This is a genomic window from Streptomyces sp. TLI_053 (genome assembly GCF_900105395.1).
Classification (GTDB): Bacteria; Actinomycetota; Actinomycetes; order Streptomycetales; family Streptomycetaceae; genus Kitasatospora.
Genome location: NZ_LT629775.1, coordinates 6,573,872 through 6,599,287, shown reverse-complemented (window position 1 = coordinate 6,599,287; position 25,416 = coordinate 6,573,872). Strand labels below are relative to the sequence as shown.

At 74.6% G+C, this 25,416-nt stretch carries 20 protein-coding genes; 16 read left to right on the top strand and 4 right to left on the bottom strand.

All coding sequences use genetic code 11. The annotated features are described in order from the left end of the window. Nucleotides 1-152: 152 nt before the first annotated feature. The 6 genes from BLU95_RS27350 (at nt 153) to BLU95_RS27325 (ending at nt 8,396) form a co-directional block, all read left to right on the top strand. Nucleotides 153-1,268: a nicotinate-nucleotide--dimethylbenzimidazole phosphoribosyltransferase gene (locus BLU95_RS27350; protein ID WP_093862310.1), complete on the top strand. Its 1,116-nt coding sequence runs from the start codon at nt 153-155 to the stop codon at nt 1,266-1,268. Between the two features lie 105 nt (nt 1,269-1,373). Further along, nucleotides 1,374-2,171 (top strand): adenosylcobinamide-GDP ribazoletransferase, encoded by a 798-nt coding sequence (locus BLU95_RS27345; protein WP_231977810.1) that lies wholly within the window; start codon nt 1,374-1,376, stop codon nt 2,169-2,171. A gap of 296 nt (nt 2,172-2,467) precedes the next feature. Continuing rightward, a complete protein-coding gene (locus BLU95_RS27340; RefSeq protein WP_093862309.1) occupies nt 2,468-3,976 on the top strand; it encodes a leucyl aminopeptidase in 1,509 nt (502 codons plus the stop codon). A 388-nt stretch (nt 3,977-4,364) separates the two neighbouring features. Then, nucleotides 4,365-5,771, top strand: a complete 1,407-nt coding sequence (lpdA, locus tag BLU95_RS27335; protein ID WP_093862308.1) for a dihydrolipoyl dehydrogenase — start codon at nt 4,365-4,367, stop codon at nt 5,769-5,771. A gap of 61 nt (nt 5,772-5,832) precedes the next feature. Continuing rightward, nucleotides 5,833-7,638 carry a 2-oxoglutarate dehydrogenase, E2 component, dihydrolipoamide succinyltransferase gene (gene sucB, locus BLU95_RS27330; RefSeq protein WP_093862307.1) on the top strand — a complete coding sequence of 602 codons (1,806 nt, stop codon included), beginning with the start codon at nt 5,833-5,835 and terminating at the stop codon, nt 7,636-7,638. A gap of 242 nt (nt 7,639-7,880) precedes the next feature. Beyond that, nucleotides 7,881-8,396: a DUF4240 domain-containing protein gene (locus tag BLU95_RS27325; RefSeq protein ID WP_045944233.1), complete on the top strand. Its 516-nt coding sequence runs from the start codon at nt 7,881-7,883 to the stop codon at nt 8,394-8,396. Between the two features lie 128 nt (nt 8,397-8,524). Here the strand turns inward: BLU95_RS27325 and BLU95_RS27320 are convergent, their stop codons facing one another. Further along, on the bottom strand, nt 8,525-9,565 hold the full coding sequence (locus BLU95_RS27320) for a DUF2510 domain-containing protein (protein WP_093862306.1): 1,041 nt from the start codon (nt 9,563-9,565) through the stop codon (nt 8,525-8,527). Between the two features lie 173 nt (nt 9,566-9,738). Beyond that, a complete protein-coding gene (locus tag BLU95_RS27315) occupies nt 9,739-10,260 on the bottom strand; it encodes a GNAT family N-acetyltransferase (RefSeq protein ID WP_400741913.1) in 522 nt (173 codons plus the stop codon). A 97-nt stretch (nt 10,261-10,357) separates the two neighbouring features. Between BLU95_RS27315 and BLU95_RS27310 the strand changes: the two genes are divergently transcribed. The 3 genes from BLU95_RS27310 to BLU95_RS27300 all read left to right on the top strand — a co-directional run bounded on the left by BLU95_RS27310 (nt 10,358) and on the right by BLU95_RS27300 (nt 14,536). After that, nucleotides 10,358-11,263: a TIGR01777 family oxidoreductase gene (locus BLU95_RS27310; RefSeq protein WP_093862305.1), complete on the top strand. Its 906-nt coding sequence runs from the start codon at nt 10,358-10,360 to the stop codon at nt 11,261-11,263. Nucleotides 11,264-11,738: 475 nt separating this feature from the next. Next, nucleotides 11,739-13,067 carry an NAD(P)/FAD-dependent oxidoreductase gene (locus tag BLU95_RS27305; protein WP_231977809.1) on the top strand — a complete coding sequence of 443 codons (1,329 nt, stop codon included), beginning with the start codon at nt 11,739-11,741 and terminating at the stop codon, nt 13,065-13,067. A 236-nt stretch (nt 13,068-13,303) separates the two neighbouring features. Next, a complete protein-coding gene (locus BLU95_RS27300) occupies nt 13,304-14,536 on the top strand; it encodes a cation:proton antiporter (protein ID WP_093862303.1) in 1,233 nt (410 codons plus the stop codon). Between the two features lie 28 nt (nt 14,537-14,564). On the opposite strand, the gene BLU95_RS27295 is transcribed toward BLU95_RS27300, so the two are convergent. After that, complete coding sequence (locus BLU95_RS27295; protein WP_231977808.1) at nt 14,565-16,481, bottom strand: NsdA family TPR-like regulatory protein; 1,917 nt, start codon at nt 16,479-16,481, stop codon at nt 14,565-14,567. 309 nt (nt 16,482-16,790) lie between these two features. Here BLU95_RS27295 and BLU95_RS27290 point away from each other — a divergent pair, with 309 nt between their 5' ends. The 7 genes from BLU95_RS27290 (at nt 16,791) to BLU95_RS27260 (ending at nt 24,730) form a co-directional block, all read left to right on the top strand. Then, a complete protein-coding gene (locus tag BLU95_RS27290) occupies nt 16,791-17,552 on the top strand; it encodes a 3-hydroxybutyrate dehydrogenase (protein WP_093862302.1) in 762 nt (253 codons plus the stop codon). 165 nt (nt 17,553-17,717) lie between these two features. Beyond that, a complete protein-coding gene (locus tag BLU95_RS27285) occupies nt 17,718-19,100 on the top strand; it encodes an MFS transporter (protein WP_093862301.1) in 1,383 nt (460 codons plus the stop codon). Nucleotides 19,101-19,230: 130 nt separating this feature from the next. Beyond that, nucleotides 19,231-21,297: a helix-turn-helix domain-containing protein gene (locus BLU95_RS27280; protein WP_093862300.1), complete on the top strand. Its 2,067-nt coding sequence runs from the start codon at nt 19,231-19,233 to the stop codon at nt 21,295-21,297. Nucleotides 21,298-21,404: 107 nt separating this feature from the next. After that, entirely contained in the window at nt 21,405-22,175 is a 771-nt protein-coding gene (gene lipB / locus BLU95_RS27275; RefSeq protein ID WP_093865163.1) for a lipoyl(octanoyl) transferase LipB, read from the top strand. A gap of 190 nt (nt 22,176-22,365) precedes the next feature. Further along, a complete protein-coding gene (gene lipA, locus BLU95_RS27270; RefSeq protein WP_093862299.1) occupies nt 22,366-23,364 on the top strand; it encodes a lipoyl synthase in 999 nt (332 codons plus the stop codon). Nucleotides 23,365-23,599: 235 nt separating this feature from the next. Continuing rightward, nucleotides 23,600-23,821 (top strand): hypothetical protein, encoded by a 222-nt coding sequence (locus BLU95_RS27265; RefSeq protein ID WP_093862298.1) that lies wholly within the window; start codon nt 23,600-23,602, stop codon nt 23,819-23,821. A gap of 207 nt (nt 23,822-24,028) precedes the next feature. Continuing rightward, nucleotides 24,029-24,730 carry a DUF4191 domain-containing protein gene (locus BLU95_RS27260; protein WP_400741891.1) on the top strand — a complete coding sequence of 234 codons (702 nt, stop codon included), beginning with the start codon at nt 24,029-24,031 and terminating at the stop codon, nt 24,728-24,730. A gap of 106 nt (nt 24,731-24,836) precedes the next feature. Here BLU95_RS27260 and BLU95_RS27255 read toward each other — a convergent pair whose 3' ends face one another. After that, a complete protein-coding gene (locus BLU95_RS27255; protein WP_093862296.1) occupies nt 24,837-25,304 on the bottom strand; it encodes an RDD family protein in 468 nt (155 codons plus the stop codon). Nucleotides 25,305-25,416: the final 112 nt, after the last annotated feature.

Below are 25,416 nucleotides of genomic sequence, written 5' to 3'. Positions count from 1 at the left end.
GACCTGCCGCCCGGTTCCCTCCGGGACGCTCGGCCCGGCGCCGACGGTCGGCGGGCACGGCGCCGCCTCCTTCGTCGGGGGCTCCGGGCCCTGCTCCCTTTCGGCACCGGCGCCCCTCCGGTGAACACGTACGGCGTGTAGCCTTCCGGACGATGGACACGACCGTGGATCTCGATACGTTCTCCTCGCTCGTCGAGCGCCCCGACGAGAGCGCCCGGCGCGCCGCCGAGGAGCGGTGGCAGGAGCTGGACCGGCCGCCGGGCGGCCTCGGCAAGCTGGAGGAGCTGGGCGCCTGGCTGTCCTCCGTGCAGGGGCGCTCCCCCGTGCGGCCGCTGTCGGCGCCCAAGGTGGTGCTGTTCGCCGCCGACCACGGGGTGGCCCGGGTCGGGGTCTCCCGGCTGCCCGCCGGGGGCGGCACGGCCGCGCGCGTGCGGGCCGTGCTCGACGGCACCGCGCCGGTCGCGCTGCTCGCCCGGCGCTTCGGCGCCGAGGTGCGGGTGGTGGACGTCGCGGTCGACGCCGAAGCCGCGGACTTCCCCGACGAGGTGACGGCGCACCGGGTGCGGCGCGGCTCCGGGCGGATCGACGTCGAGGACGCGCTGAGCCCCGAGGAGACCGCTGCGGCGTTCCGGGCCGGGATGGCCGTCGCCGACGAGGAGGCCGACGCCGGGACCGACCTGGTGGTGCTGGGCGACCTCGGGGTCGGTTCGACCACGGTGGCGGCGGTCCTGGTCGGCGCGCTCTGCGGGACGGACGCGGCGGCGGTCACCGGACGCGGCTCGGGCATCGACGACCGGGTGTGGATGGTCAAGTGCGCGACCGTGCGCGACTCGCTGCGGCGGGCCCGGCCGGTGCTGGGAGACCAGTTGGCGCTGCTCGGGGCCACGGGCGGCGCGGACTTCGCGGCGATCACCGGCTTCCTGCTGCAGGCCGCGGTGCGGAAGCTGCCGGTGGTGCTGGACGGGGTCGTCTCGGCGGCCTGCGCGCTGGTCGCGCAGCGGATCGCGTTCCGGGCGCCGGAGTGGTGGCGGGCCGGGCAGACCAGCGGCGAGCCGGCCCAGGCCAAGGCGTACGACCGGCTGACCCTGACGCCGCTGCAGGAGCAGGGGATCACCATGGGCGAGGGCGTCGGCGCGCTGATGGCGCTGCCGCTGCTCCAGGCCGCGGCGGACACGCTGGCCGACGAGCCGCCGACGGCGTACGTACCGGCGGCGCCGAAGGAGCCGGCCCGGCTGCCGACGGCGGCGGAGCTGCTGGGCAAGCTGTAGCGAGTACGTCAGGAAGGGCCGGGGGCCCGGGATCCGTCGCGACCGACGGGCCCCGGGCCCCCGGCACGCGCGGTGCCCGGCCGGGCACCGGACGGGAGTGGGTGGTTGACGGTGCGGGACGGGCTGCGGGAGGGACTGCGGGACGGGCTGCGGTTCGCGTTCGGGACCCTGTCGGTCCTGCCGGTGCGGGTCGACCGGTGGGACCGGGCGTCCGGGGGGCGGGCGATGGTGGCCGCGCCGCTGGTCGGGGCGGTGCTCGGGACGCTCGCCGGGGCGACGGGGGCACTGGTCGCCTGGCGGGCGGGCGGGCCGCTCGGGGCGGTGGCGGCGGTCGCCCTGCTGGCGGTGCTCACCCGGGGACTCCATCTGGACGGCCTGGCGGACGTCGCGGACGGCCTGGGCAGCGGCAAGCCCGCCGAGGACGCGCTGCGGATCATGAAGCAGTCGGACATCGGCCCGTTCGGCGTGCTCACCCTGGTGCTCGTGCTGCTCGCGCAGGTGGCCGCGCTGGCCGGGCAGTTCGCGCATTCCCCGCTGCGGGGCGCGCTCGCGGTGCTCCTGGCGGCGGTGGCCGGGCGCTGCGCGCTCGCCTGGGGCTGTCTGCGCACGGTGCCGGCGGCCCGGCCGGGCGGACTGGGCGCGATGGTGGCGAGCACCGTGACGCCGGGTGCGGCGCTCGCCTCGACCGGGGCCGCGGCGGCCCTGCTCGGCCTCGCCGGACTGCTCGACGGATGGTCAGCCCTCCTGCTGCCATTGGCCGTTGTGATCGGAACCGCCGCCGCCGGGCCACTGCTGCTGCGGTGCGTGCGGCGGTTCGGCGGGATCACCGGGGACGTGCTCGGCGCGACGGTGGAGACCGCCGCGACGGGTGCGCTGCTGGCACTGGCCCTGCTGCGCGGATGACGGCGCCGGAACCCCGGCGTCGAAAGGCGACGGACCGGGCGGCGCGTGATCCCACCATGCGGACTACCATGCGGGGAGCACCGCAGCCCTGCACCGTCGCAGGTCCTGCCCGTCCGGCGCCCGTCGCGGCGCCGGGGCCTCTGGTGTGCGCGACCGCCGCGGCGGTGGGCGCGCGCAGCCAGGGGTCCCGGGTCCGACACCGTCGGCCGGTCGGCCTCGCCGGCGGTTCCGGGCTGCGCCGGTGCGGCATTCGCGCCGCGACCGGTCGTGGACCGCGAAAGAACAGGACGCATTACGTGACTGCATTGTCTGTGAGCACCTCCGCCGCCGCCTCGCTGCGCGCGGACGCCCTGGTGATCGGCGTGGCGAAGGGCTCCAAGGGCATCGTGCTGGCCCCGGGCGCCGAGGCCGTGGCCGAGGCGTTCGAGGGCAAGCTGGCCGAGGTTCTGGCCACCCTGGGCGCGACCGGCGCCGAGGGCGACGCCGTCAAGGTGCCCGCCCCGGCCGGCCTGAAGGCCTCGCTCGTGCTCGCGGTCGGCCTCGGCGACGCCGTCGAGGGCGCGTACGGGCTGGAGGCCCTGCGCCGCGCCGCCGGTGTCGCCGCCCGCACCCTGGCCGGCAGCAAGAAGGTCGCGCTGGCGCTGCCGGCCGAGTCCGCCGAGGAGGTCGAGGCGGTCGCGCTGGGCGCGCTGCTCGGCACCTACGCGTTCGGCACCTACAAGCAGAACGGCAACGGCGGCAAGGAGCCGGTCGGCGAGCTGCTGGTGCTCTCGGCCCGCAAGGGCAGCAAGGAGGCCAAGGCGGCCGTCGAGCGCGCCCTGGCCGTCGGCGAGGAGATGAACCGCGCCCGCGACCTGGTCAACACCGCGCCGAACGACCTGACCCCGAAGTCCTTCGCGGCGATCGCCCAGGCGGCCGGCAAGGAGCACGGCCTCAAGGTCGAGGTGCTGGACGAGAAGGCCCTGCTCAAGGGCGGCTTCGGCGGCCTGCTGGGCGTCGGCAACGGCTCGGCCAACCCGCCGCGGCTGGTCAAGGTGGCCTACACCCACCCGAAGGCGAAGGCCACCCTGGCGTTCGTCGGCAAGGGCATCACCTACGACTCGGGCGGCATCTCGCTGAAGCCGGCCGGCCACAACGAGACCATGAAGTGCGACATGGCCGGCGCCGCCGCGGTGTTCGCCGCCGTGGTCGCCGCCAAGCGCCTCGGCCTCCAGGTCAACGTCACCGCGTGGCTGGCGCTGGCCGAGAACATGCCGTCCGGCACGGCCACCCGCCCGGGCGACGTGCTGCGGATGTACGGCGGCAAGACCGTCGAGGTGCTGAACACCGACGCCGAGGGCCGTCTGGTGCTGGCCGACGCCATCGTGCGGGCCGGCGAGGAGAACCCGGACGTCATCGTCGACGTGGCGACCCTGACCGGGGCGATGATCCTGGCCCTGGGCAACCGCACCTTCGGTGTGATGGCCAACAACGACGAGCTGCGCGCGGACCTGCACGCGGTCGCCGGCGAGGTCGGCGAGCCGTCCTGGCCGATGCCGCTGCCGGCCGAGCTGCGCAAGGGCATGACCGAGTCGACCATCGCCGACCTGGCCAACATGGGCGACCGGATGGGCGGCGGCCTGGTGGCCGGCCTGTTCCTGAAGGAGTTCGTGGCCGAGGGCATCGACTGGGCGCACCTGGACATCGCCGGTCCGGCGTTCCACGAGGCCGCGCCGTTCGGCTACACCCCGCGGGGCGGCACCGCGTCGGCGGTCCGCACCCTGGTCCGCTTCGCCGAGCAGAAGGCCGCCGGCGGCAAGGCCTGACGGACGGGTACGACCGAGGACGGGGTCCGGCGCGCACGCGCCGGGCCCCGTCCGGCTTCCACCGCCGGTTACCTGCCGGTAGGGGACGCGGGCGCGCGCCGCACCCGTGTTCGCTGCGGGCGAAACTTTGTTCCACAGTGCGGAACCGCCGGCCGCAGGGGTCCCGGAAAACCCCCTCCCGGCCCCTGTCAACCCCGCCCTGAGCTGCGACGATGCCCCTCCGTCCGGGGTATTCCCACCCCTGCGACCACCACTCGGGACGCCTCCGGGGCGGACCCGGACATCAGTCGCCGCGAACAAGTGCGAAGATGTATTTCCGGCACGACTGGGCGCCCCACAAGGGCTACCGACCCACCGGACCGCGACCGGCCCGGCGATCCACATCCCATTGCATGGAGGACGTGACGTGGCGAACGACGCCAGCACCGTTTTCGACGTAGTCATTCTCGGAGGCGGAAGCGGCGGTTACGCCGCGGCGCTCCGCGGCGCCCAGCTGGGCCTGAGCGTCGCCCTGGTCGAGAAGGGTGAGCTCGGCGGCACCTGCCTGCACCGCGGCTGCATCCCGACCAAGGCGCTGCTGCACGCGGCCGAGATCGCCGACGAGACGAAGGAGGCCGCCGAGTTCGGCGTGCTGGCCACCTTCCAGGGCATCGACATCAACGGCGTCCACAAGTACAAGGACGACGTCGTCGCCGGCCTGTACAAGGGCCTCCAGGGCCTGGTGGCGTCCCGCAAGGTGACGTTCGTCCAGGGTGAGGGCAAGCTCTCCTCGCAGACCTCGGTGGACGTCAACGGCCAGCGCATCGAGGGCCGCCACATCCTCCTCGCGACCGGTTCCGTGCCGCGCTCGATCCCGGGTCTGGAGATCGACGGCAACCGCGTCATCTCCTCGGACCACGCCCTCAAGCTCGACCGCATCCCGAAGTCGGCCGTCATCCTCGGCGGCGGCGTGATCGGTGTCGAGTTCGCCTCGGTCTGGAAGTCGTTCGGCGTCGACGTCACCATCGTCGAGGCCCTGCCGCACCTGGTCCCGCTGGAGGACGAGAACTCCTCCAAGCTGCTGGAGCGCGCCTTCCGCAAGCGTGGCATCAAGTTCGAGCTCAAGGCCCGCTTCTCCGGCGTCGAGTACACCGAGACCGGTGTGCGCGTCTCCACCGAGAACGGCAAGCAGATCGACGCCGACCTGCTGCTCGTCGCCATCGGCCGCGGCCCGGTCTCGGCCGGCCTCGGCTACGAGGAGAACGGTGTCGCGATGGACCGCGGCTACGTCCTCGTCGACGAGTACATGCGCACCAACGTGCCGACCGTCTCGGCCGTCGGCGACCTGGCCCCGACCCTGCAGCTGGCCCACGTCGGCTTCGCCGAGGGCATCCTCGTCGCCGAGCGCCTGGCCGGCCTCAAGCCGGTGCCGATCGACTACGACGGCGTCCCGCGCGTGACCTACTCCAACCCCGAGGTGGCCTCCGTCGGCATCTCCGAGGCCAAGGCCGTCGAGCTGTACGGCAAGGAGAAGGTCGTCACCGTCAAGTACAACCTGGCCGGCAACGGCAAGAGCAAGATCCTGAAGACCGCCGGCGAGATCAAGCTCGTCCAGGTCAAGGACGGCGCCGTGGTCGGCGTCCACATGGTCGGCGCCCGCATGGGCGAGCAGGTCGGAGAGGCCCAGCTGATCTACAACTGGGAGGCTCTCCCGGCCGAGGTCGCGCAGCTCATCCACGCGCACCCGACCCAGTCCGAGGCCCTGGGCGAGGCGCACCTGGCGCTGGCCGGCAAGCCGCTGCACGCGCACGACTGATCGCGCCCCCCACACCCCCCATCTTCCAGTTCGCAAGACTTGAATAGGAGTCGCTGAAACCATGGCGGTCTCAGTAACACTGCCCGCGCTGGGCGAGAGCGTTTCCGAGGGCACCGTCACCCGTTGGCTGAAGGCCGAGGGTGAGCGCGTGGAGGTCGACGAGCCGCTGCTCGAGGTGTCGACCGACAAGGTCGACACCGAGATCCCGGCCCCGGCCTCCGGCATTCTGGCCTCGATCAAGGTCGCCGAGGACGAGACCGTCGAGGTCGGCGCCGAGCTCGCGATCATCGACGACGGCTCGGGCGCGCCGGTCGCCGCCGCGGCTCCGGCCGTCGCTGCCCCGGCCCCGGTCGCGGAGGCCCCGGTCGCCGCTCCGGCCCCGGTCGCCGAGGCACCGGCCGCTCCGGCCGCCCCGGTCGCCGCCGCTCCGGCGGCCCCGGCCGCCGACGCCACCCCGGTGCTGCTGCCGGCCCTGGGCGAGTCGGTCGCCGAGGGCACCGTCACCCGCTGGCTGAAGGCCGAGGGTGACACGGTCGAGGTCGACGAGCCGCTGCTCGAGGTCTCCACCGACAAGGTCGACACCGAGATCCCGTCGCCGGTCGCCGGCACCCTGGTGAAGATCCTGGTCGGCGAGGACGAGACCGCCGAGGTCGGCGCCCAGCTCGCGCTGATCGGTGCCGCGGGTGCCGTCGCCGCTCCGGCTGCTCCGGCTGCTCCGGCCGCTCCGGCTGCTCCGGCTCCGGTCGCCGCTCCGGCCCCCGTTGCCGCTCCGGCTCCGGTCGCTGCCCCGGCCCCCGTTGCCGCTCCGGCTCCGGTCGCCGCTCCGGCCCCCGTTGCCGCCCCGGCTCCGGTCGCCGCTCCGGCCCCCGTTGCCGCCCCGGCTCCCGTTGCCGCCCCGGCCCCGGTCGCCGCTCCGGCCGCTCCGGTGGCCGACGCCGGTGACGCCTACGTCACCCCGCTGGTGCGCAAGCTCGCCGCCGAGCACGGCGTCGCGCTGACCGCTGTCACCGGCACCGGTGTCGGCGGCCGCATCCGCAAGCAGGACGTCCTGGCCGCCGCCGAGGCCGCCAAGGCCGCGCCGGCCCCGGTCGCCGCCGCCCCGGTCGCGGCCGCCGCCGCGCCGAAGGCCGCCGCCGCCCCGTCGGCCCTGCGCGGCCAGACGGTCAAGATGACCCGCATGCGCAAGGTCATCGGCGACAACATGATGAAGGCCCTGCACGAGCAGGCGCAGCTCACCAGCGTGGTCGAGGTGGACGTCACCCGGATCATGTCGCTGCGCGCCAAGGCCAAGGACTCCTTCCTCGCCCGCGAGGGCGTGAAGCTGTCCCCGATGCCGTTCTTCGTCAAGGCCGCCGCCCAGGCGCTGAAGGCCCACGCGGTCGTCAACGCCCGGATCAACGACGCCGAGGGCACCATCACCTACTTCGACACCGAGAACATCGGTATCGCGGTGGACTCGGAGAAGGGTCTGATGACCCCGGTCATCAAGGGTGCGGGCGACCTCAACATCGCCGGCATCTCGAAGAAGACCGCCGAGCTGGCCGGCAAGGTGCGCGACAGCAAGATCACCCCGGACGAGCTGTCCGGCGCCACCTTCACCATCAGCAACACCGGCTCGCGCGGCGCGCTCTTCGACACCGTCATCGTGCCGCCGAACCAGGCCGCCATCCTGGGCATCGGCGCGACGGTCAAGCGCCCGGTCGTCATCGAGGCCGACGGCGGCACCGCCATCGGCATCCGTGACATGACCTACCTGTCGCTCTCCTACGACCACCGCCTGGTGGACGGCGCCGACGCCGCCCGCTACCTGGTGGCGGTCAAGGAGATCCTCGAGGCCGGCGAGTTCGAGGTCGAGCTCGGCCTGTAGGGCTCCCGCCCGAGGGTCTCCCTCCGGCAGCACCGGAACCCCGCGTCGTCCCCGGACGGCGCGGGGTTCCGCGCGTCCGGGGCGGGGTGACGGTGGGCGGGGTGACGGTGCGCGGGGGCGGACGGCAGGAGGGGGCGGACGGCGGGCATCTTCGCGCCGTTCCGGGTTTTTCGTACCGTTCCGGGCGATTCACCCGCTCTTCGCATGCGCGCGTGCGACCGAACAGGGATGCTGGAGCGGTGATGGACGAGACCGACTTCTGGCAGATCATCGACGACACCCGGGAGGACGCCGAGGGCGACCCGGACGAGCAGGCGGACCGTCTGGTGGAGCGGCTCGTCGAGCTGACCCCGGACGACGTCATCGACTTCGCCCGGCTCTTCGAGGCCCGGTTCCAGCGCGCCTACCGCCACGACCTGTGGGGCGCGGCCTACCTGTTGCTGGGCGGGGCCTCCGAGGACTCCTTCGACTACTTCCGGTGCTGGCTGATCGGCCAGGGCCGGGACGTCTTCGAGGGCGGGCTGCACGAGCCGGACGACCTGGCCGACCTGCTGCCCGGCTTCGACGAGGAGGAGGACGGCGAGGCCGAGGACCTCGGCTACGCGGCCGACGAGGCGTACGAGCAGCTGACCGCGCTGCCGCTGCCCGAGGTGGGCGGACGCCAGCCCGCGCAGCCGTTCGGGGCCGGGTTCGACTTCGACGACCCCGAGGTCATGGCGAAACGGTTCCCCAAGCTCTGGGAGCGGTACGGGGACTGACCCGCCGGAGCGGAGCGGGCGGGCCGGGGAGGGGCGGGAACGCACCGGCCGGAGCCGGGGCGGGCGGGCCGGGCGGACCCGGGTCGAACAACCCCGGTTGCCGCCGGCCCACCCGCCCGGGCGGGGGCTCAGGTGTCGGAGCCCGCCGCCGCGCTGGTGTCCTGCTTGATGCCCTTGAGGATCTGGTCCAGCACGGACGGGTCGGGCGCGCCCGCCGCGTCGTCCACCCCGCCCTCGAAGGCCACGAAGCCGCCGCCCTTGGCGGGGACGGCCACCATCAGGATGTAGCCCTTGCTGCCGTCCGAGGTGGTGATGTGCCAGCGCACCGCGTAGCCGGAGATCCCCGCGACGGTGGTGCTGGACGAGCCCGCGTCGGTGTGCCCGGTGATGTTGTTGAAGATCGCCGCCGCGTAGGTCGGCATGGCCGCCTCGGCCGCCGCCCGGGCGGTGGTGCCGGCGATGGTGTCCTTCTCCACCGAGAACTGGCCCCGGATGCAGTTGCCGCCACCGGGGCAGGTGTACTGGCCGCTGCCGAGGAAGACCGTGGAGTGGGACCCGCTGGTGTTCGCCTCCCAGCCCTCGAACACCGGCACGGTGATGGCGTGCTGCGGGTCCGCCACGGTGTCCTTGAGCACCGGGCTCGGCTTCGGCGGCGTGGTCGGCGGCGGCGGGGAGGACCTGGTCGGGCTGGGGGTGGTGGCGCTCGGGCTCGGCGTGTCGGTGACGGTGACCGTGGTCACCGGCGGGGTCGGCTTGGCGATGGGGCCGTCACCGCCGCTGTTGAGTGCCACGGCGGCCACCACACCGACCACCGCCAGCACGCCGACCACGATGCCGACGGCCGTCCCGGTCCTGATCCGGTTCGGCCGCTCGGGCGGCGGATAGGCGGCCGGCGGGTAGCCGTAGGCCGGCGGGTTCTGCGCCGGGTAGCCGTACCCGGGCTGGCCCTGCTGCGGGGCTCCGTAGCCGTAGGCCGGCGGCGCGGGCGCGGAACCCCCCGAGGGGTTCTGCCAGGCGACCTGCGTCGGGGCGTCGGCAATCGGGCCGCCGCCCGCCTGGACGGGGCGCACGTCACTGGTCCAGGCCGCGCCGTCCCACCAGCGCTCATGACCGGCCGTGCCGTCCGCACCCGGTACCGGGTACCACCCGGGAGGCGTCGAGTTGCTCACGGCCGTAACCTACCCGTCCGGGTGACGCTCCAGACAGGGCGGGTCTGTCACGACTCTGCACCACCCGCGCACGTGATCTGACGGTGCGTCAGTGAAGCGGAACGGGTCGTGCGGGAACGGTCCGGCGGGCTGCTCGGCCGGACGGTCGGGCGGTCGGGCGGTCGGGCGGTGGCTCAGCCGGTCGGCCGGTCGTCGAGGGACCGGGCCATCCAGATGTCGTCGACGTAGGTGCCGTCGATCAGGAACTCCTCCTTGAGCGAACCCTCGACCACAAAGCCGCAGCGCTCGTAGAGGGCGCGGGCCGGGACGTTGTGGCCGAGCACCCGCAGGGTGATCCGGCGGGCGCCCTGCTCCCGGGCGATCCGGCAGGCGGCCTCGACCAGTGCGACGCCGATGCCCCGGCCGCGCACGGCGGTGTCGACCGCGAGGCCCTGGATCTGGCGCACGTGCCGGTTGCTGGCCAGCGGGGTCGGCGGCACGACCCGCACGTAGCCGACCGCTCGGCCGTCGAGCAGGGCCAGCAGGAACTGGTCCGGGGTGTGCCGCTCGTCGAACACCTCCGCGTCCTCGTCGGGCCTGGGGGCGACCTCGGCCAGCGCGGTCCAGGTGGCGCGGTTGAGGGCGGAGAGTTCCTTCTCGTCCTCGGCCCGGGCCGGACGGATGATCAGCTGATCGTTCTCGTGCATGCGCCGCATGCTAATCACCCCCGGCCGGGACGTGCGCGGCATTTCCCGCGGCCCCGCCGGACCGCCGCTCCCCGGAAGGCCTCCGGCCGACTGCGAGGATGGGCCCATGAGAATCGCGGTCACAGGATCCACGGGACTGATCGGCGCGGCACTCGTCGGCTCGCTGCTGGCGGACGGGCACGAGGTGGTGCGGCTGGTCCGGCACCGCTCGCGGACCGGGCCCCGGCCGGACGGCACCACCGCCATCGGCTGGAACCCGCTGCTGGGCCAGATCGACCGGGCCGGGCTGGCCGGGGTCGAGGCGGTCGTGCACCTGGCGGGCGCCGGTGTCGGCGACCGCCGGTGGAGCGAGTCCTACAAGCGGGAGATCCGGGAGAGCCGGGTCCTGGGCACCGAGACCCTGGCGACCGCCCTGGCCGGACTGGCCGAACCGCCGAAGGTGCTCGTGAGCGCCTCGGCCGTCGGCTACTACGGGCAGACCGGGGACGAGGTGATCGACGAGTCCTCGCCCGCCGGGGACGACTTCCTGGCGGAGGTCTGCGTGGAGTGGGAGGCCGCCGCCCGGCCGGCCGAGCGGGCCGGGATCCGGGTGGTGCACCCGCGCACGGGGCTGGTCCTCTCCGCCGCCGGCGGCGCGGGCGGGCGGCTCTTCCCGCTCTTCCGGCTGGGCCTCGGCGGCCGGCTCGGCGACGGCCGGCAGTACTGGAGCTTCATCTCGCTCGCCGACGAGATCGCGGCCCTGCGCTTCCTGATCGACCGGGAGGACATCGACGGGGCGGTGAACCTGACCGCTCCCGAGCCGGTAACCAACGCCGAGCTCACGGCGGCGCTCGGGCGGGTGCTGCGCCGACCGACGCCGTTCCCGGTGCCGAAGGCCGTACTGGACACGGTGCTGGGCGAGCTGTCGGTCGAGGTGGTCGGCAGCCACCGGGTGGTGCCGCGCCGGCTGCTGGACGCGGGCTTCCGCTTCGCGCACCCGGACGTCGACTCGGCCGCTCGGGCGGCCCTCTGACCTTCGGGGCGGCTCCCTGGCGCTCGGGCCCTCTGACGTTCGGGGCGGCCCCCTGGCGCTCGGGGCGGCCCTCGAGTCCGGGAGTCCGACCCGGGCGGGGCCGGGCGCGCGCGGTCGCGTCCGGCCCCGTCGCGTAGACGCGCTACGACGTCCGCCCTGGCCAGGGGCATATGCGCGGCGGACTCCGGGCGACCGCGGCGCAGGGCTCCGAAAGGGGGCGCACGGGAGCACACGGCGGGCGCGCTGCGCGCCCCTGGTGACCGTGCGCGCCCGTCGGACGGAAACACGGGCGAGGAGGATGACAGTCCGTGACCGCGCCGCCACCGGATGCGGCCACTCCCCTTCCCCACCGGGTTCGGGGTCCGTGCGCCTGTCTGACGCTCGTACTGACTGGGCATCACACCGGTCGGACCGTGTCCCAGCACCCTGCTGCCTGCACCGGCCCGAAATCCCGGGACCAGGGAGGGAGCCACCCGTGCCCACGTACGACTTCACTCGCCGCACCCGCCGACAGTCCGACCCGGACGTCGTCGTGGTGGGAGCCGGCCTCGCGGGCCTTGCCGCCGCTCGCGTACTCACCGCCCACGGCCTCGCCGTTCAGGTCCTGGAGGCCGCGGAGCGGATCGGGGGCCGAGCGGCCTCCCACGAACTCGACGGCTTCCGGCTCGACCACGGCAGCCATCTGCTGAACACCGCCTATCCCGAGCCCCGCCGCGTGCTCGACCTCGACCGCCTCGATCCGCGCCCGCTCACCTCGGGCGTGCTCGTGCACAACGGCGGGCGCCGGTACCGGGTCGGGGACCCGCAGCTGACCACCGCCCGGCAGGCCGCCGCCCGGGCACCGCTGGGCAGCCCGCTGGACAAGGCGCGGCTCGGCAGCTGGCTCAACCGCCTCGCCAACACCCCGCCCGCCCGGCTGAAGGCCCGGCCGGAGACCACCGCCGCCCGGGCCCTCGGCGACCGGGGCCTCGCCCCGCGCACCGTCGACGGCCTGCTGCGGCCGCTCCTCGGCGCCCTGCTCAGCGACCCCGCGCTCGGCACCAGCAGCCGGGTCGCCGACCTGGTGCTCCGCTGCTACGCGCGCGGCCGGCTCTGTCTGCCCGCCGGCGGGATGGCGGCCGTGCCGGCCCAGCTGGCCGCCGCGCTGCCCGCCGGCACCGTCCGCACCGGAGTGCGGGTCACCTCGATCGCGGCCGACGGTGTGGAGACCGCCGGCCACGGGCGGATCGGCGCGCAGGCCGTGGTCGTCGCGACCGACCCCCGCTCCGCCGCCGACCTGCTGCCCGGTCTGCGGCTGCCGGACTTCCACCCCGTCACGACCTTCTACCACGCGGCCGACCGCACCCCCCTGGGGGAGGCGGCCCTGCTGCTGGACGGCGACCGGCCGGGCGGGCAGCCGTCCCTGGTGTCGCACTCGCTGGTGCTCAGCGAGCTGCACCCCTCGTACGCCCCGACCGGACAGGCGCTGATCGCCACCACCGTGCTCGGCCGCCGCACCTTCGACGCCGGCGGCCCGGCGGCGCTGGAGCCCGCCGTCCGGGCCCGGCTGGCGGAGCTGTACGGCACACCGACCGGTGGCTGGCACTTCCTGAGCGTTCGGCACCTGCCGGACGCGGTGCCCGCCATGCCGCCGCCGCACAACACCCGGCGACCGGTCCGGCTGCTCGCCGGGCTCTACGTCTGCGGCGACCACCGGGACACCAGCAGCGTGCAGGGGGCGCTGGTGTCGGGGCGGCGCGCGGCCGAGGCCGTGGCGCGCGACCTCGGGCTGCCGATCGCCGTACGGGAGGCGGAGGCGGCCTGAGGACGGACGGTGCCGGGGGGTGTCCTGTGCGGGTCACCCCCCGGCACCGCTCGGCGTGCACGCGGGCGTGCGGTGCCGGGGGGTGCATGCGGTGCGTGCGGTGCGTGCGGTGCGTGCGCCCGGACCGCGGCACGCGGCCCGGCTGCCCGGACGGCGTCGGTCCGCGTGCCAATATGCCGATATGACCGCTGATCGGACGATCTCCGCACCTCCGTCGGCCGCCCGGTGAGCGCCCGGTGAGCGCCGACTTCGAGGTCCAGCCGCTCTCGCTGATCCTGGTCCCCGCCGCCGCGGTGGCCGCCCCGCTGATCGCCGACCGGCTGCTGCGCTGGCTCGCCGTCCCCACCGTCGTGTTCGAACTCCTGCTCGGCGTGCTGATCGGCCCCGACCTGCTGAACTGGGTGCACGTGGACGACCTGATCGACGCGCTGTCGCAGTTCGGTCTGGCGATGCTGATGTTCCTGGCCGGCTACGAGATCGACTTCGCCGAACTGCGCGGCGGACCGCTGCGCCGGGCCGGCACCGCGTGGCTGATCACCGTGGCGGTCGCCCTCGTCGTGGGCGCGATCGTCAACCCGGACCCCCTGGACGGCGCCTTCACCGGGCTCGTCCTGACCACCACCGCGCTCGGCACCATCCTGCCGATCCTGCGCGACGCCGGAGAACTTCCCACCCCGTTCGGCGCGCTGGTCATGGCCACCGGCGCGGTCGGCGAGTTCGGGCCGATCATCGCCGTCGCGGTCCTGCTCAGCGGCAACAGCGCGGGCCGCACCGCCCTGATCCTGGCCGCCTTCGCGGTCATCACCGCCGTCGCCGTCGGCGGCGCCCGGCGGCCGCGACCGGCCTGGATGACCCGGCTGATCCGCCGCACCCTGCGCACCTCCGGCCAGTTCGCCGTCCGGACCGTGATCCTGGTGCTCGCGACCATGGTGGCCGCCGCCATCTGGCTGGAACTCGACATGCTGCTCGGCGCGTTCACCGCCGGCATCGTCTCCCGGCTGCTGCTCTCCGACATCCCCGAGGAGGCCGAGGAGGTGATCGAGGCCAAGCTGGAGGGCATCGGCTTCGGCTTCCTCGTCCCGGTGTTCTTCGTGGTCAGCGGGATGAACTTCGATCTGGACGCGCTGCTCGGCGATCCGGGCACCCTGCTGCTCGTCCCGGTCTTCCTGCTCCTGCTGCTGGCCGTGCGCGGGCTGCCCGCGGCGCTGCTCGCCCCCGCCGGCCTGGGACGGCGCGACCGGGGAGCACTCGGCCTCTACGCCTCGACGGCGCTGCCGCTGGTCGTGGTGATCACCACGATCGAGGTGGACGCCGGCCATCTGCCGTCCTCCACCTCGGCGGCCCTGGTCGGTGCGGGCATGTTCTCCGTACTGCTGTTCCCGCTGGCCGCGCAGCGGCTGCGCGGGGACGTCCGGCCGCCGGCCGCCGTGGAGGGCGACCGGCCGCGGGTGAACGCCGAGAGCTGGTGACTCCGCCGGTCCGGTCGGAGCCCCCGGTTCAGATCACCCCCGCCTGACGGGCCGTCTCCTCGAACGCCCGGGCCACCGGGCTTCCCCGGTAGGGCGTGAGGCGGCGGTGGAAGTCGCGCACGTACTCCAGCGACCGGGCCGAGCGCATCTCCCCCGCCGCCCGCAGGGCGTCGGTCGCCATGCCGCAGGCCTCGTCGAGGTCCCCCATGCCGAGCCTGGCGGTGGCCAGCACGAGCCGGCAGAAGATCCGGCTCCGGGCATAGGCGGGCGAACGCAGCCGCAGCGACTTCTCGGCGTGCTGGGCGGCCGTCCGCCACTGCTGGAGGTCCCGGTAGCAGTGCGCGAACTCGTCCGAGAGCTGCGCCTCGTCGAAGAACCGCGCCCAGGCCGGCAGTTCGTCGCCGGTGCGGGCCGCCGCCAGCGCCCGTTCGGCCCGGACCAGCGCCGTGGTGCAGGAGCGGACGTCGCCGAGCAGCCCGTGCCCGCGCGCCTCGGCCGCGTGCAGCAGCGCCTGCACGGTCGGCGGCACCGCCGTGCCCACCCCCTGCTGGGCCACCCGGGCCAGTTGGACGGCCTCCCGGCCGTGGCCGAGGTGCACGGCCTGCTGGCTCATCGTCACCAGGACGTACCCGCCGAGCGCGCGGTCCCCGGCGGCCTGGGAGAGCCGCAGGGCCTGGACGAAGTAGCGCTGGGCCAGACCGTGCGCGGCGATGTCGAAGCTCGTCCAGCCGGCCAGCCGGGTCAGGTCGGCGACCGCGCCGAACAGGGCCCGGCCGATCTGCTCGCCGTAGCGGCCGCGCAGCATCGGCTCGGCCTCGCTCTCCAGGTAGCGGACCAGCGCCTGGCGGGCGTGGCCGCCGCCGTAGGCGTGGTCCAGCGCGCGGAACAGGTCGCCGACGGCGCGGATGGCGGCGATGTCGCCCCGGCCGACGCGCAGGGCCGGGCGCGGGTCACGGGCCGGGTCCTGGAACGGCGGCTCGACCGCGATCGGCGGGCGGCGGCTCTGGGTGGGCACCCGGGCCCCGAACGCGGCCGCCCCGGCGGCGGGGCCGGTCGTCGGGCCGCCCGCGGGCGCGGCGACCGGTCCACCGGCGGGACCGGCCGCGGTGGCGGCGGTCCGGGCGGCCTGGGCGCCCGGGGCGGCCTGGCCGCGCGTCGCGGGGCCGGCCGGCGCGTCCGTCCCCGGGTCGGGCCGGGCCAGGGTGGAGCCGTCACGGGCGACCCGTTCGTCGGTCCGGCCGATCAGCCAGTCCCGGCTCGGCACCACCAGGCCGGCCGGGGTGAAGGCGATCCGGCGCAGCTCGGACTGCGGTCCGTTGTCCTTGCGCCACATGCTCGCGACGATGTCCACCGCTTCCTGCGGCGTCTCGGCGAACTCCAGGCCCGCGTAGACCGGGGCACAGGCGTCCAGGCCGAGGTCCTGCGCGGTGAGGCGGCGGCCGAGCCGTCGGGTGAACACCTCCGCGATCAGGGCCGGGGTGGCGCCGCGGGGCTGCTGGCCGCGGAGCCAGCGGGTCACCGAGGTCTTGTCGTAGCGCAGGTCGAGGCCGTGCTCCAGGCCGAGCTGGTCGACCCGGCGGGCCAGACCGGCGTGCGAGAAGCCGGCCTCCTCGATCAGGGCGGCCAGGTGGAGGTTCTGGGTGCCGGCCGTCTGGTGCCGTTCGGCGGGCGCCCGCTCGGGGACGTGGCGCTCGGGCCGGGCGGGAACGGTCCGGGCCGGCGGTGACTGGCCGGGCGCGTGCCGCTCCGCTGCGGGCGTGTGCCGGTCCGGACCGGGCCGGTCGAGGGCGTGCCGGTCGGGCGTGGCCTGCTCGGGCAACCGCAGTTCGTCGGCGGCCGGGGCGTCGGGGGCGTCCGGAAGGGCCCGGCCGACCGGACCCCGGTGCTGGTCGAGCGGGTCGAGCGGTCCGTACGCCGGGCTGTCGGTTGCAGGCCTTTGGGGCATAGTCAGTCAACACCTCTCGGACGCCGCACCGGCTCCACCAGCGGTTCGGCTGCCTGTGGCGACGCCCCCTGTCGGGAATCGGCGTGAATGTAGCGAGCATTCGGGCGCTATGGGTGGTTCTGACCGAGCAATCCTCCGAACGGGTGAAGCATCCGCGCCCATTGTGGGGAAGACCCCTCAGAGCGGGTTTGGCTTTCGGGGCGTCTTCCGGCCGTCGACCGTCATGGCGGAGAACGCCACTGTTCTCCCTGGTGCTGTGGAGGACCACCACATGGGAGCCCGGCCGTCGGGTTCCTACCGTTCTCGGCCATGGACACCACTTCAGCCCGCCCGCTCGACGGCCGCACCGCCCTGGTCACCGGGGCCGCCTCCGGCATCGGCCGGGCCTGTGCCGAGGTCCTCGCCGGGGCCGGCGCCCGGGTCCACGTGGTCGACCTCGCCGCCGACCCCGCCCGCCGGCTGGCCGAGCGGATCGGCGGCGTCGCGCACGTCACCGACCTCGCCGATCCGGAGGCCGTGGAGGCCCTGCCGGCCGACGCCGACATCGTGGTCAACAACGCCGGCCTCCAGCACGTCGCCCCCGTGCACGAGTTCCCGCCCGAACGCTTCGTCCAGATCCAGCGGGTGATGGTCGAGGCCCCGTTCCGCATCCTGCGCCGCACCCTCCCCCACATGTACGCGCGGCGGTGGGGCCGGGTCGTCAACATCTCCTCCGTCCACGGGCTGCGGGCGAGCCCCTTCAAATCCGCCTACGTGACCGCCAAGCACGCCCTGGAGGGCCTCAGCAAGACCGTCGCCCTGGAGGGCGCGCCGCACGGCGTCACCAGCAACTGCATCAACCCCGGTTACGTCCGCACCCCCCTGGTGGAGCACCAGATCGCCGCCCAGGCGGTGGCGCACGGCGTGCCCGAGGAGGAGGTCGTCGAGCGCGTGCTGCTCGAACGCACCGCCGTCAAGCGCCTCATCGAGCCCGTCGAGGTCGCCCGGCTCGCGCTCTACCTGTGCCTCCCGCACGCCGCCTGCCTCACCGGCGCCTCGCTCCCGCTCGACGGCGCCTGGACGGCGCACTGAGCGGAAGAGGTGATGGTTCCTCCGACCATGTCGGCAGAGCCGGGTATGTCGGCCGGTCACATAGTCCGGGACACCGCGGCTCCCTACCTTGTGGCGACGTCCCCGCTCCTCCCCCGCTGTCCCTCCCCCGTCCTGTCCTGTCCCCGGCCCGGAAGTGGTGACCCCATGACAACCGCCGTCTCGGATCGAGCACGGAGCCGCTCACTGCCCAGAGTCGTGGCGGCGAGCCTGATCGGTACCACCATCGAGTGGTACGACTACTTCCTCTACGGAACCGCCGCGGCCCTGGTGTTCGGGAAGGTGTTCTTCCCGAACAGCGACCCGCTGACCGGCACGCTGCTGTCGTTCCTCACCTACGCGATCGGGTTCGCGGCGCGCCCGCTCGGGGCGCTGGTCTTCGGACACTTCGGGGACCGGGTCGGCCGCAAGCGGCTGCTGGTGGTCAGCCTGCTGCTGATGGGCGGCTCGACCACGCTGATCGGGTGCCTGCCGACCTACTCGTCGGTCGGGGTGACGGCGCCGGTGCTGCTGACGCTGCTGCGGCTGGTGCAGGGCTTCGCCCTCGGCGGCGAGTGGGGCGGCGCGGTGCTGCTGGTGTCGGAGCACGGCGACGCCCGGCGGCGCGGCTTCTGGGCGTCCTGGCCGCAGGGCGGTGCCCCGGCCGGGAACCTGCTGGCGGCCGGTGTGCTCTCGCTGCTGACGGGCATCCAGTCGGAGGCGACGTTCCTGGCCTGGGGCTGGCGGGTGCCGTTCCTGCTCTCGGCGGTACTGGTCGGGGTCGGCCTGTGGATCCGGCTGGCCGTGGACGAGTCGCCGCTGTTCAAGGAGGCACTGGCCCGGGCGGCCGCACGCGGCAAGGCCGAACAGCCGCCCCTGGTCGGGGTCCTGCGGCACCACTGGCGCGAGGTGCTGGTCGCGATGGGCGCACGGATGGCGGAGAACATCTCGTACTACGTGATGACCACCTTTGTGCTCGCGTACGCCGTCTCGCACGTGCACTTCCCCAAGCAGACCGCCCTGAACGCGGTCCTGATCGCCTCGGCGGTCCAGTTCGCGCTGATCCCGGTGTTCGGGGCGCTCTCCGACCGGGTCGGGCGCAAACCGGTGTACCTGGTGGGCGCGGTCGGCGTCGGGGTGTGGGCGTTCGTCTTCTTCGGGATGGTGGACACCGGCTCGTTCGGCTCCCTGGTGCTCGCGGTGACGGTCGGACTCGTCTTCCACAGCGCCATGTACGCGCCCCAGGCCGCCTTCTTCTCCGAACTGTTCGCCACCCGGATGCGCTACTCGGGCGCGTCGATCGGCGCGCAGTTCGCCTCGGTGGCCGCCGGCGCCCCCGCACCCCTGATCGCCACCGCGCTGCTGAAGGACTACGGCAGCTCGACCCCGATCTCGGTGTACGTGGCGATCGCCGCCGCGATCACCGTCCTGGCGGTGCTGTGCGGGCGGGAGACCCGCGGGCACGACCTGGCGGAGGTGACGGGCGCCCGGCCGGCCGAGGACGGCGCGGAGCCGGGAGCGGCGACGGTGGCGAAGGCGGCCACCGCCTGACGCACCGTCCGGCCCGCCGGCGCCCGTCACGGTACGGGCGCCGGCGGGCTACGGCCGCCCGGGCCGAGCGGCTAGCATCGCGCTTCCCTCCCCGGGACACGAACACCCACTGCCGATTGGCGGCCGTACCATGAACGACCTCCACGCCGGCTCGGCGCCGGCACTGCGGCGGCTGCTGGACCTGCTCGCCTCCGGCGCCGCCACCGAGGACTTCGCCGACGTACTGGCCGACGCGCGCCGCCGGGGCGCACCCGCCGACGTACTGGGCGAGATCGACGACGCGACCTGGCAGGCGCTGCGGGTCCACCGGACCCTGCGCCAGCACCGGCGCCGGGAGGCCGAACTGACCGCCCTCTTCGACACCGCCGGCGACCTCGCGGCCTCCCGCGACCTCGACGCCGTCCTGCAGGCGATCGTCCGCCGGGCCCGGATGCTGCTGGGCACCGACACCGCCTACCTCACCCTCCCGGACGAGGCCGCCGGCGACACCTACATGCGGGTCACCGACGGCTCGGTCTCGGTCCTCTTCCAGACCCTGCGGCTCAGCCTCGGAGACGGCCTCGGCGGCCTGGTCGCGCAGAGCGCCCGTCCGTACGCCACCCCCGACTACCGCAGCGACGACCGCTTCCACCACACCGACGTCATCGACGCGGGCGTGGTCGACGAGGGCCTGGTGGCGATCATCGGTGTCCCGCTGCTGCTCGGCGGGCGGGTGATCGGGGTGCTGTTCGCCGCCGACCGCTCGCCCCGCGCGTTCTCCCCCGACGAGGTCGCGCTGCTCTGCACCCTGGCCGCGCACGCCGCGATCGCGCTGGACACCGCCAAGGCGCTCGCCGACACCCGGGCCGCGCTCGCCGAGCTGAACAGCGCCAACGAGCTGATCCGCGCCCACTCCGCCGCCGTCCAGCGGGCCCAGCGGGGCCACGACCGGCTCACCGACCTGGTCCTGCGCGGGGCCGAGGTTCCGGACGTCGCCGCGGCCGTGGCCGCCCTGCTCGGCGGGGGGATAGCCGTACTGGACGCCGAGGGCGAGCCGCTCGCCGGCCGGGCCGCCGCGCCCGGCGCCGGGCCGGCCGAGGCGGCGGCGGCGTCCCGGGCCGAGGGGCGGGCGGTGCGCCACGGCGGGGCGTGGGTGTGCGCCGTGCTGGCCGGGCAGGAGCAGCTCGGCACGCTGGTGCTGCGCGGCAGGCCGGACCTCGACGACGCCGACCGCAGGCTGTTCGAACGGGCCGGGGTGGTGACCGCGCTGCTCCTGCTGCTGCGGCGGTCGGTCGCCGAGACGGAGAACCGGGTCCGCGGCGAGCTGCTGGCCGACCTGCTCACCGCTCCCGACCGGGATCCGGCCGGGCTGACCGCGCGGGGGCGCCGACTGGGAATCGATCTCGGCCGGCCGCACCTGGTGCTGGTCGCCGAGCCGGGTCGCGGCGGGGCCGGCGGGGGTGCGGGTGCGGGTGCGGGTGCCGTTCGCTCGCGGCTGGCGGGGGCGGCAGGGCGGTACCTGTTCGGCGCGCGGGGCATCAGTGCCGAGCACGGCGAGGCGGTGGTGCTGCTGGTGCCGGACGGGAGTGGCGGCGGGGCCGGGGACGGGACCGCGGCCGACGTCGGGGCGTCGCGGGAGCCCGGGGCGTCGCGGGAGGCCGGGGCGTCGCGGGAGGCCGGGGCGTCGCTCGGGGCGGCGACGGCAGGCCGGGCCGCGGCCGGGGACGTCGCCCAGCGGGCGGCGGAACAGGCCGCCGAGCGGCTGGCCCGGCTGGCGGGCTTCCCGGTCACGGTGGGCGCCGGCCGCCCCGCCGCCGGGCCGGTCGCGCTGGCCACCGCGTACGCCGAGGGGCTGCGCTGCGTCCGGGCGCTGCGGGTGCTCGGCCGGGACGGGGAGGGCGCCTCCGCGGGGTCGCTCGGTTTCCTCGGGGTGCTGCTCGGCGACGGCCACGACGTCTCCGGATTCGTCGCCGCGACGCTGGGGCCGCTGCTGGACTACGACGCCCGGCGCGGCACCGAACTGGTCCGCACCCTGCGCGCGTACTTCGACTGCGGCGGCAGCCTCACCCGGGCGAAGGACGAGCTGCACGTCCATGTGAACACCGTCGTCCAGCGGCTGGACCGGGTCGAGGTGCTGCTGGGCGGGGACTGGAACGGTCCCGAGCGCTCGCTGGAACTCCAGCTGGCCCTGCGGCTCCAGCTGCTCTCCGGGGCCTGAGCGGGGACCTGGACGGTCCGTACGGGCCGGGGCGTACAGTGGCGAGGTTGGTCTCGAACGCCTGGCAAGGAGCAGCAGCGGTGAGCGAGAACGTTCGGTTCGTCCGGATGGGCATCGGCGAGGGTGCCGTCCCGTACCAGGAGGCCTGGGAGGAGCAGCAGCGGCTGCACGCCCTCCGGGTCGCCGACGAGATCCCCGACACGGTGCTGCTGCTGGAGCACCAGCCCGTGTACACCATGGGCAAGCGCACCAATCCGGCGGACCTGCCGCTGGACGGCACCCCGGTGGTCGAGGTGAACCGGGGCGGCGAGATCACCTGGCACGGCCCCGGCCAGCTGGTCGGCTACCCGATCGTGAAGCTGCCCGACCCGATCGACGTGATCGCGTACGTGCGGCGGCTGGAGGAGGCGCTGATCCGGGCCTGCGGCGCGTTCGGCGTGGAGACCACCCGGGTCGAGGGCCGCAGCGGTGTCTGGGTGCTGGGCGGGGACATCCCGGACGCGGTGGTGGACCCCGCGCAGGTCGTGGACATCGGCAGGCTCACCCTGCGGATGGGCCTGCCGCTGGGCATCGACCCCCGACTGGCCGGTCCGGAGTACGCGCCGTCCAACGCGGGCCAGCGCGGCGACGACCGCAAGCTGGCCGCGATCGGCGTCCGGGTCGCGCGCGGGGTGACCATGCACGGCTTCGCGCTGAACTGCGACCCGGACATGACCTGGTTCGACCGGATCGTGCCCTGCGGCATCCGGGACGCCGGGGTCGCGTCGCTGGCCGGCGAGCTCGGGCGGGCCCTGCCGGTCGCCGAGGCGCTGCCGCTGGTCGAGAAGCACCTCGCCGAGGTGCTCGCCGAGCTGCCGGAGCCGGTGGCCGGGCGCTGAGCCCGGACGCCGGGCCGGATCCCGGGTCCGGATGTCCGGTTCGGCGCGTTCGCGCGTCCGCGCGCTCGCGCCCGGGAATCTACTTGCCGGTAGCCCTGTTGCCCTGCGATTGCGGGGTCACCGCCCCGGCGAAGGCCGTACAAGCACAGGCGTACCCTGGGGGTACCCCGTCTAGTTCTAGGAGTCGCACGTGTCCGCTGTCGCGCCCGACGGCAGGAAGCTGCTCCGCCTGGAGGTCCGCAACAGCGAGACCCCCATCGAGCGGAAGCCCGAGTGGATCAAGACCCGCGCGAAGATGGGGCCGGAGTACAACGCCCTCCAGTCGCTGGTGAAGAAGGAGGGGCTGCACACGGTCTGCCAGGAGGCCGGCTGCCCCAACATCTTCGAGTGCTGGGAGGACCGCGAGGCGACCTTCCTCATCGGCGGCGACCAGTGCACCCGCCGCTGCGACTTCTGCCAGATCGACACCGGCAAGCCCGCCGACTTCGACCGGGACGAGCCCCGCCGCGTCGCCGAGTCCATCGTCACCATGGACCTCAACTACGCCACCATCACCGGCGTCGCCCGCGACGACCTGCCGGACGGCGGCGCCTGGCTGTACGCGGAGACCGTGCGCCAGGTGCACGCGATGACCGCCTCCCGCGAGGCCGGACGCACCGGCGTCGAGCTGCTGATCCCGGACTTCAACGCGGTGCCGGAGCAGCTGGCCGAGGTCTTCTCCTCCCGCCCCGAGGTGCTGGCGCACAACGTCGAGACCGTGCCGCGGATCTTCAAGCGGATCCGCCCGGCGTTCCGCTACGAGCGCTCGCTGAACGTCATCACCCAGGCGCGCGAGGCCGGGCTGGTCACCAAGTCCAACCTGATCCTGGGCATGGGCGAGACCCGCGAGGAGGTCAGCCAGGCGCTGGCCGACCTGGTCGGGGCCGGCTGCGAGCTGATCACCATCACCCAGTACCTGCGGCCGTCGCTGCGCCACCACCCGGTGGAGCGGTGGGTCAAGCCGCACGAGTTCGTCGAGCTGCAGCAGGAGGCCGAGGAGCTCGGCTTCGCCGGGGTCATGTCCGGACCGCTGGTCCGCTCCTCGTACCGCGCCGGGCGGCTGTACCGGCAGGCGCTGGAGCACCGTGAGCGCCAGAACGGGACCGCCGCCGCGGCTCCTGCCGCCACGACCCCCGTCGCGGCGGTCTGACGGGCAGCGGCGACGGTTTCACGCCATCGGAGGGGCGGGGCTTCGGCTCCGCCCCTTTCGCTTCACCGGACTTTGACCACCTGGTCACGGACTGGTAACACGGAGTGGGGACGATGGCGTCTCCAAGAGTGTTCGATTTTTCTCGGCCACACCTCCGAGCACGACCGCACCTCCGCGCGCATCCGGTCACGGGTCCGCCCGCGCGTCCGCTCGGTCCGAGGGGAGCTGTTTCGGCATGCGGGTCGATTTCCGGGTGGAACTCCGGTCGGTGGGCACCGCGCTCCGGCTGGCCGAGAGCGTGCTGCTGGCGGGCGGACAGCGCCAGGCGCGGCGGAACGCCTGGGCCGCCGTCTGCGAGAACCGCAGGCACGCGGCGGCGCGGGAGCTCGACGGCGGACCGGTGGGCGCCCCGGCGGGGGGACCGGCGGGCGCCCCGGCGAAGGCCGCGCGCCGCTGACGAGGGCGGGCGGGCCGGGGCGGGCGGGCCGGGGCGGGCGCTCCGGGGACCGATCGGAGGTCGTTCGGGGGTGTTCCGGGGGCACTCCGGGAGCACTTCAGGCGCACTCCGGGGGGCCGGAACACCGGGCGGAACAGGGGCAGCCGGGTCACGGTTCGGGGCGAACGGGTACCCGGGCTTGGATATCCCGTACCCGCGCCACGTACCATGAGCGTTATGGCGAGGGAAACATCCGAGAACCCCGGGCGACTGAAGCAGATCCGCCTGGCATACACCATGACCAAGAAGGTCGACACCAAGATCGGCCTGATCATCGCCGGCGTCGGCCTGCTGACCTTCGGCGTGTTCCTGGCCATCGGTTTCGCGATCGAGCACCCCGTCTACCTGGGCATCCTGGGCTTCATCGTGGCCTTCCTGGCCATGGCGATCGTCTTCGGGCGCCGGGCGGAGCGCGCGGCGTTCGGGCAGATGGAGGGGCAGCCGGGTGCCGTCGCCGCCGTGCTGAACAACATCCGGCGCGGCTGGAGCGCGAGCTCCACCCCGGTGGCCGTCACCCGCAGCCAGGACGCGGTCTACCGCGCCGTCGGCCGGGCCGGCATCGCGCTGATCGGTGAGGGCAACCCGAACCGGGTCCGCCAGCTGCTCGCGTCCGAGAAGAAGAAGATGGCCCGGGTCGTCGGCGACGGCGTGCCGGTGCACGACATCGTGGTGGGCGACGGCAAGGACGAGGTCCCCCTCAAGAAGCTGCAGATCCACCTGATGCGTCTGCCGCGCGCCATCACGCCCGCCCAGGTCACCGAGACCAACGACCGGCTGCGCGCGCTCGGCGACCTGCTCTCCAAGGCGCCCATCCCCAAGGGCCCGATGCCCAAGGGCGCCCGGATGCCCAAGGGCGGCCAGGTTCGCTGAGCCCCTCCCCCGTCGACACCAGAACGGCCCCGCCGCGGAGCTTCCGCGGCGGGGCCGTTCGGCGTTCCGGCCCTCGCGGCCGGCTCGGGCCCGGGCCCGGAGGCTCTCAGACCCGCACCTCGACGGTGCCGACCGCCTTGTCGTGCAGCCCCCGGGTGTCGCGGTCCCAGACCAGGGCCGGCACCACCAGGAAGAGCAGCGCCGTCCGCAGCAGCACCTGCGGGATGGTCGCCCGGCCGCCGTCGAGCCGGACCACCCGCAGGCCGAACAGCCGCTTGCCGAAGGTCGTCCCGGTGGTCGAGAGCAGCAGCACGATGACGGCGAAGAGCAGCGGAGTGGTCCACATGTTCGCCGAGCCCGCGGAGCCGTTGCCGAGCAGCCCGTAGGCGACCAGGGCCACCAGCCAGCCGTCGACGAACAGGGCACCCAGCCGGCGGCCCGGGCCGGCGATCGAGCCGGGACCCTCCTTGGGCAGTCCGAGGCGCTCACCGCGGTAGCCGAAGTCGGCTCCCATCTTCTCGGCGGCCGCCTTCGGGCCGTCGATCCACGATCCCAACGCTTCTCTGGTGTCCACGAATCCACATTAACCGGGCGAACGCCGGGAGCGGCCACCGCCTCCCCGGCCCGAGCCGTGCCGCCCGCCACCGGAGAGTGAATCGGCCGCCCGCGGCTTTCCCCCGGCGCTC

Excerpts from the sequence above, each read along its gene's own strand:
- BLU95_RS27290 (WP_093862302.1), top strand. The coding sequence starts at position 16,791 with ATGGACACCACTTCAGCCCGCCCGCTCGACGGCCGCACCGCCCTGGTC.
- BLU95_RS27280 (WP_093862300.1), top strand. The coding sequence starts at position 19,231 with ATGAACGACCTCCACGCCGGCTCGGCGCCGGCACTGCGGCGGCTGCTG.
- sucB (WP_093862307.1), top strand. The coding sequence starts at position 5,833 with ATGGCGGTCTCAGTAACACTGCCCGCGCTGGGCGAGAGCGTTTCCGAG.
- BLU95_RS27315 (WP_400741913.1), bottom strand. The coding sequence starts at position 10,260 with ATGCGGCGCATGCACGAGAACGATCAGCTGATCATCCGTCCGGCCCGG.
- BLU95_RS27295 (WP_231977808.1), bottom strand. The coding sequence starts at position 16,481 with ATGCCCCAAAGGCCTGCAACCGACAGCCCGGCGTACGGACCGCTCGAC.
- lipB (WP_093865163.1), top strand. The coding sequence starts at position 21,405 with ATGGGCATCGGCGAGGGTGCCGTCCCGTACCAGGAGGCCTGGGAGGAG.
- BLU95_RS27325 (WP_045944233.1), top strand. The coding sequence starts at position 7,881 with ATGGACGAGACCGACTTCTGGCAGATCATCGACGACACCCGGGAGGAC.
- BLU95_RS27350 (WP_093862310.1), top strand. The coding sequence starts at position 153 with ATGGACACGACCGTGGATCTCGATACGTTCTCCTCGCTCGTCGAGCGC.
- BLU95_RS27285 (WP_093862301.1), top strand. The coding sequence starts at position 17,718 with ATGACAACCGCCGTCTCGGATCGAGCACGGAGCCGCTCACTGCCCAGA.
- BLU95_RS27265 (WP_093862298.1), top strand. The coding sequence starts at position 23,600 with ATGCGGGTCGATTTCCGGGTGGAACTCCGGTCGGTGGGCACCGCGCTC.
- BLU95_RS27260 (WP_400741891.1), top strand. The coding sequence starts at position 24,029 with ATGAGCGTTATGGCGAGGGAAACATCCGAGAACCCCGGGCGACTGAAG.
- BLU95_RS27310 (WP_093862305.1), top strand. The coding sequence starts at position 10,358 with ATGAGAATCGCGGTCACAGGATCCACGGGACTGATCGGCGCGGCACTC.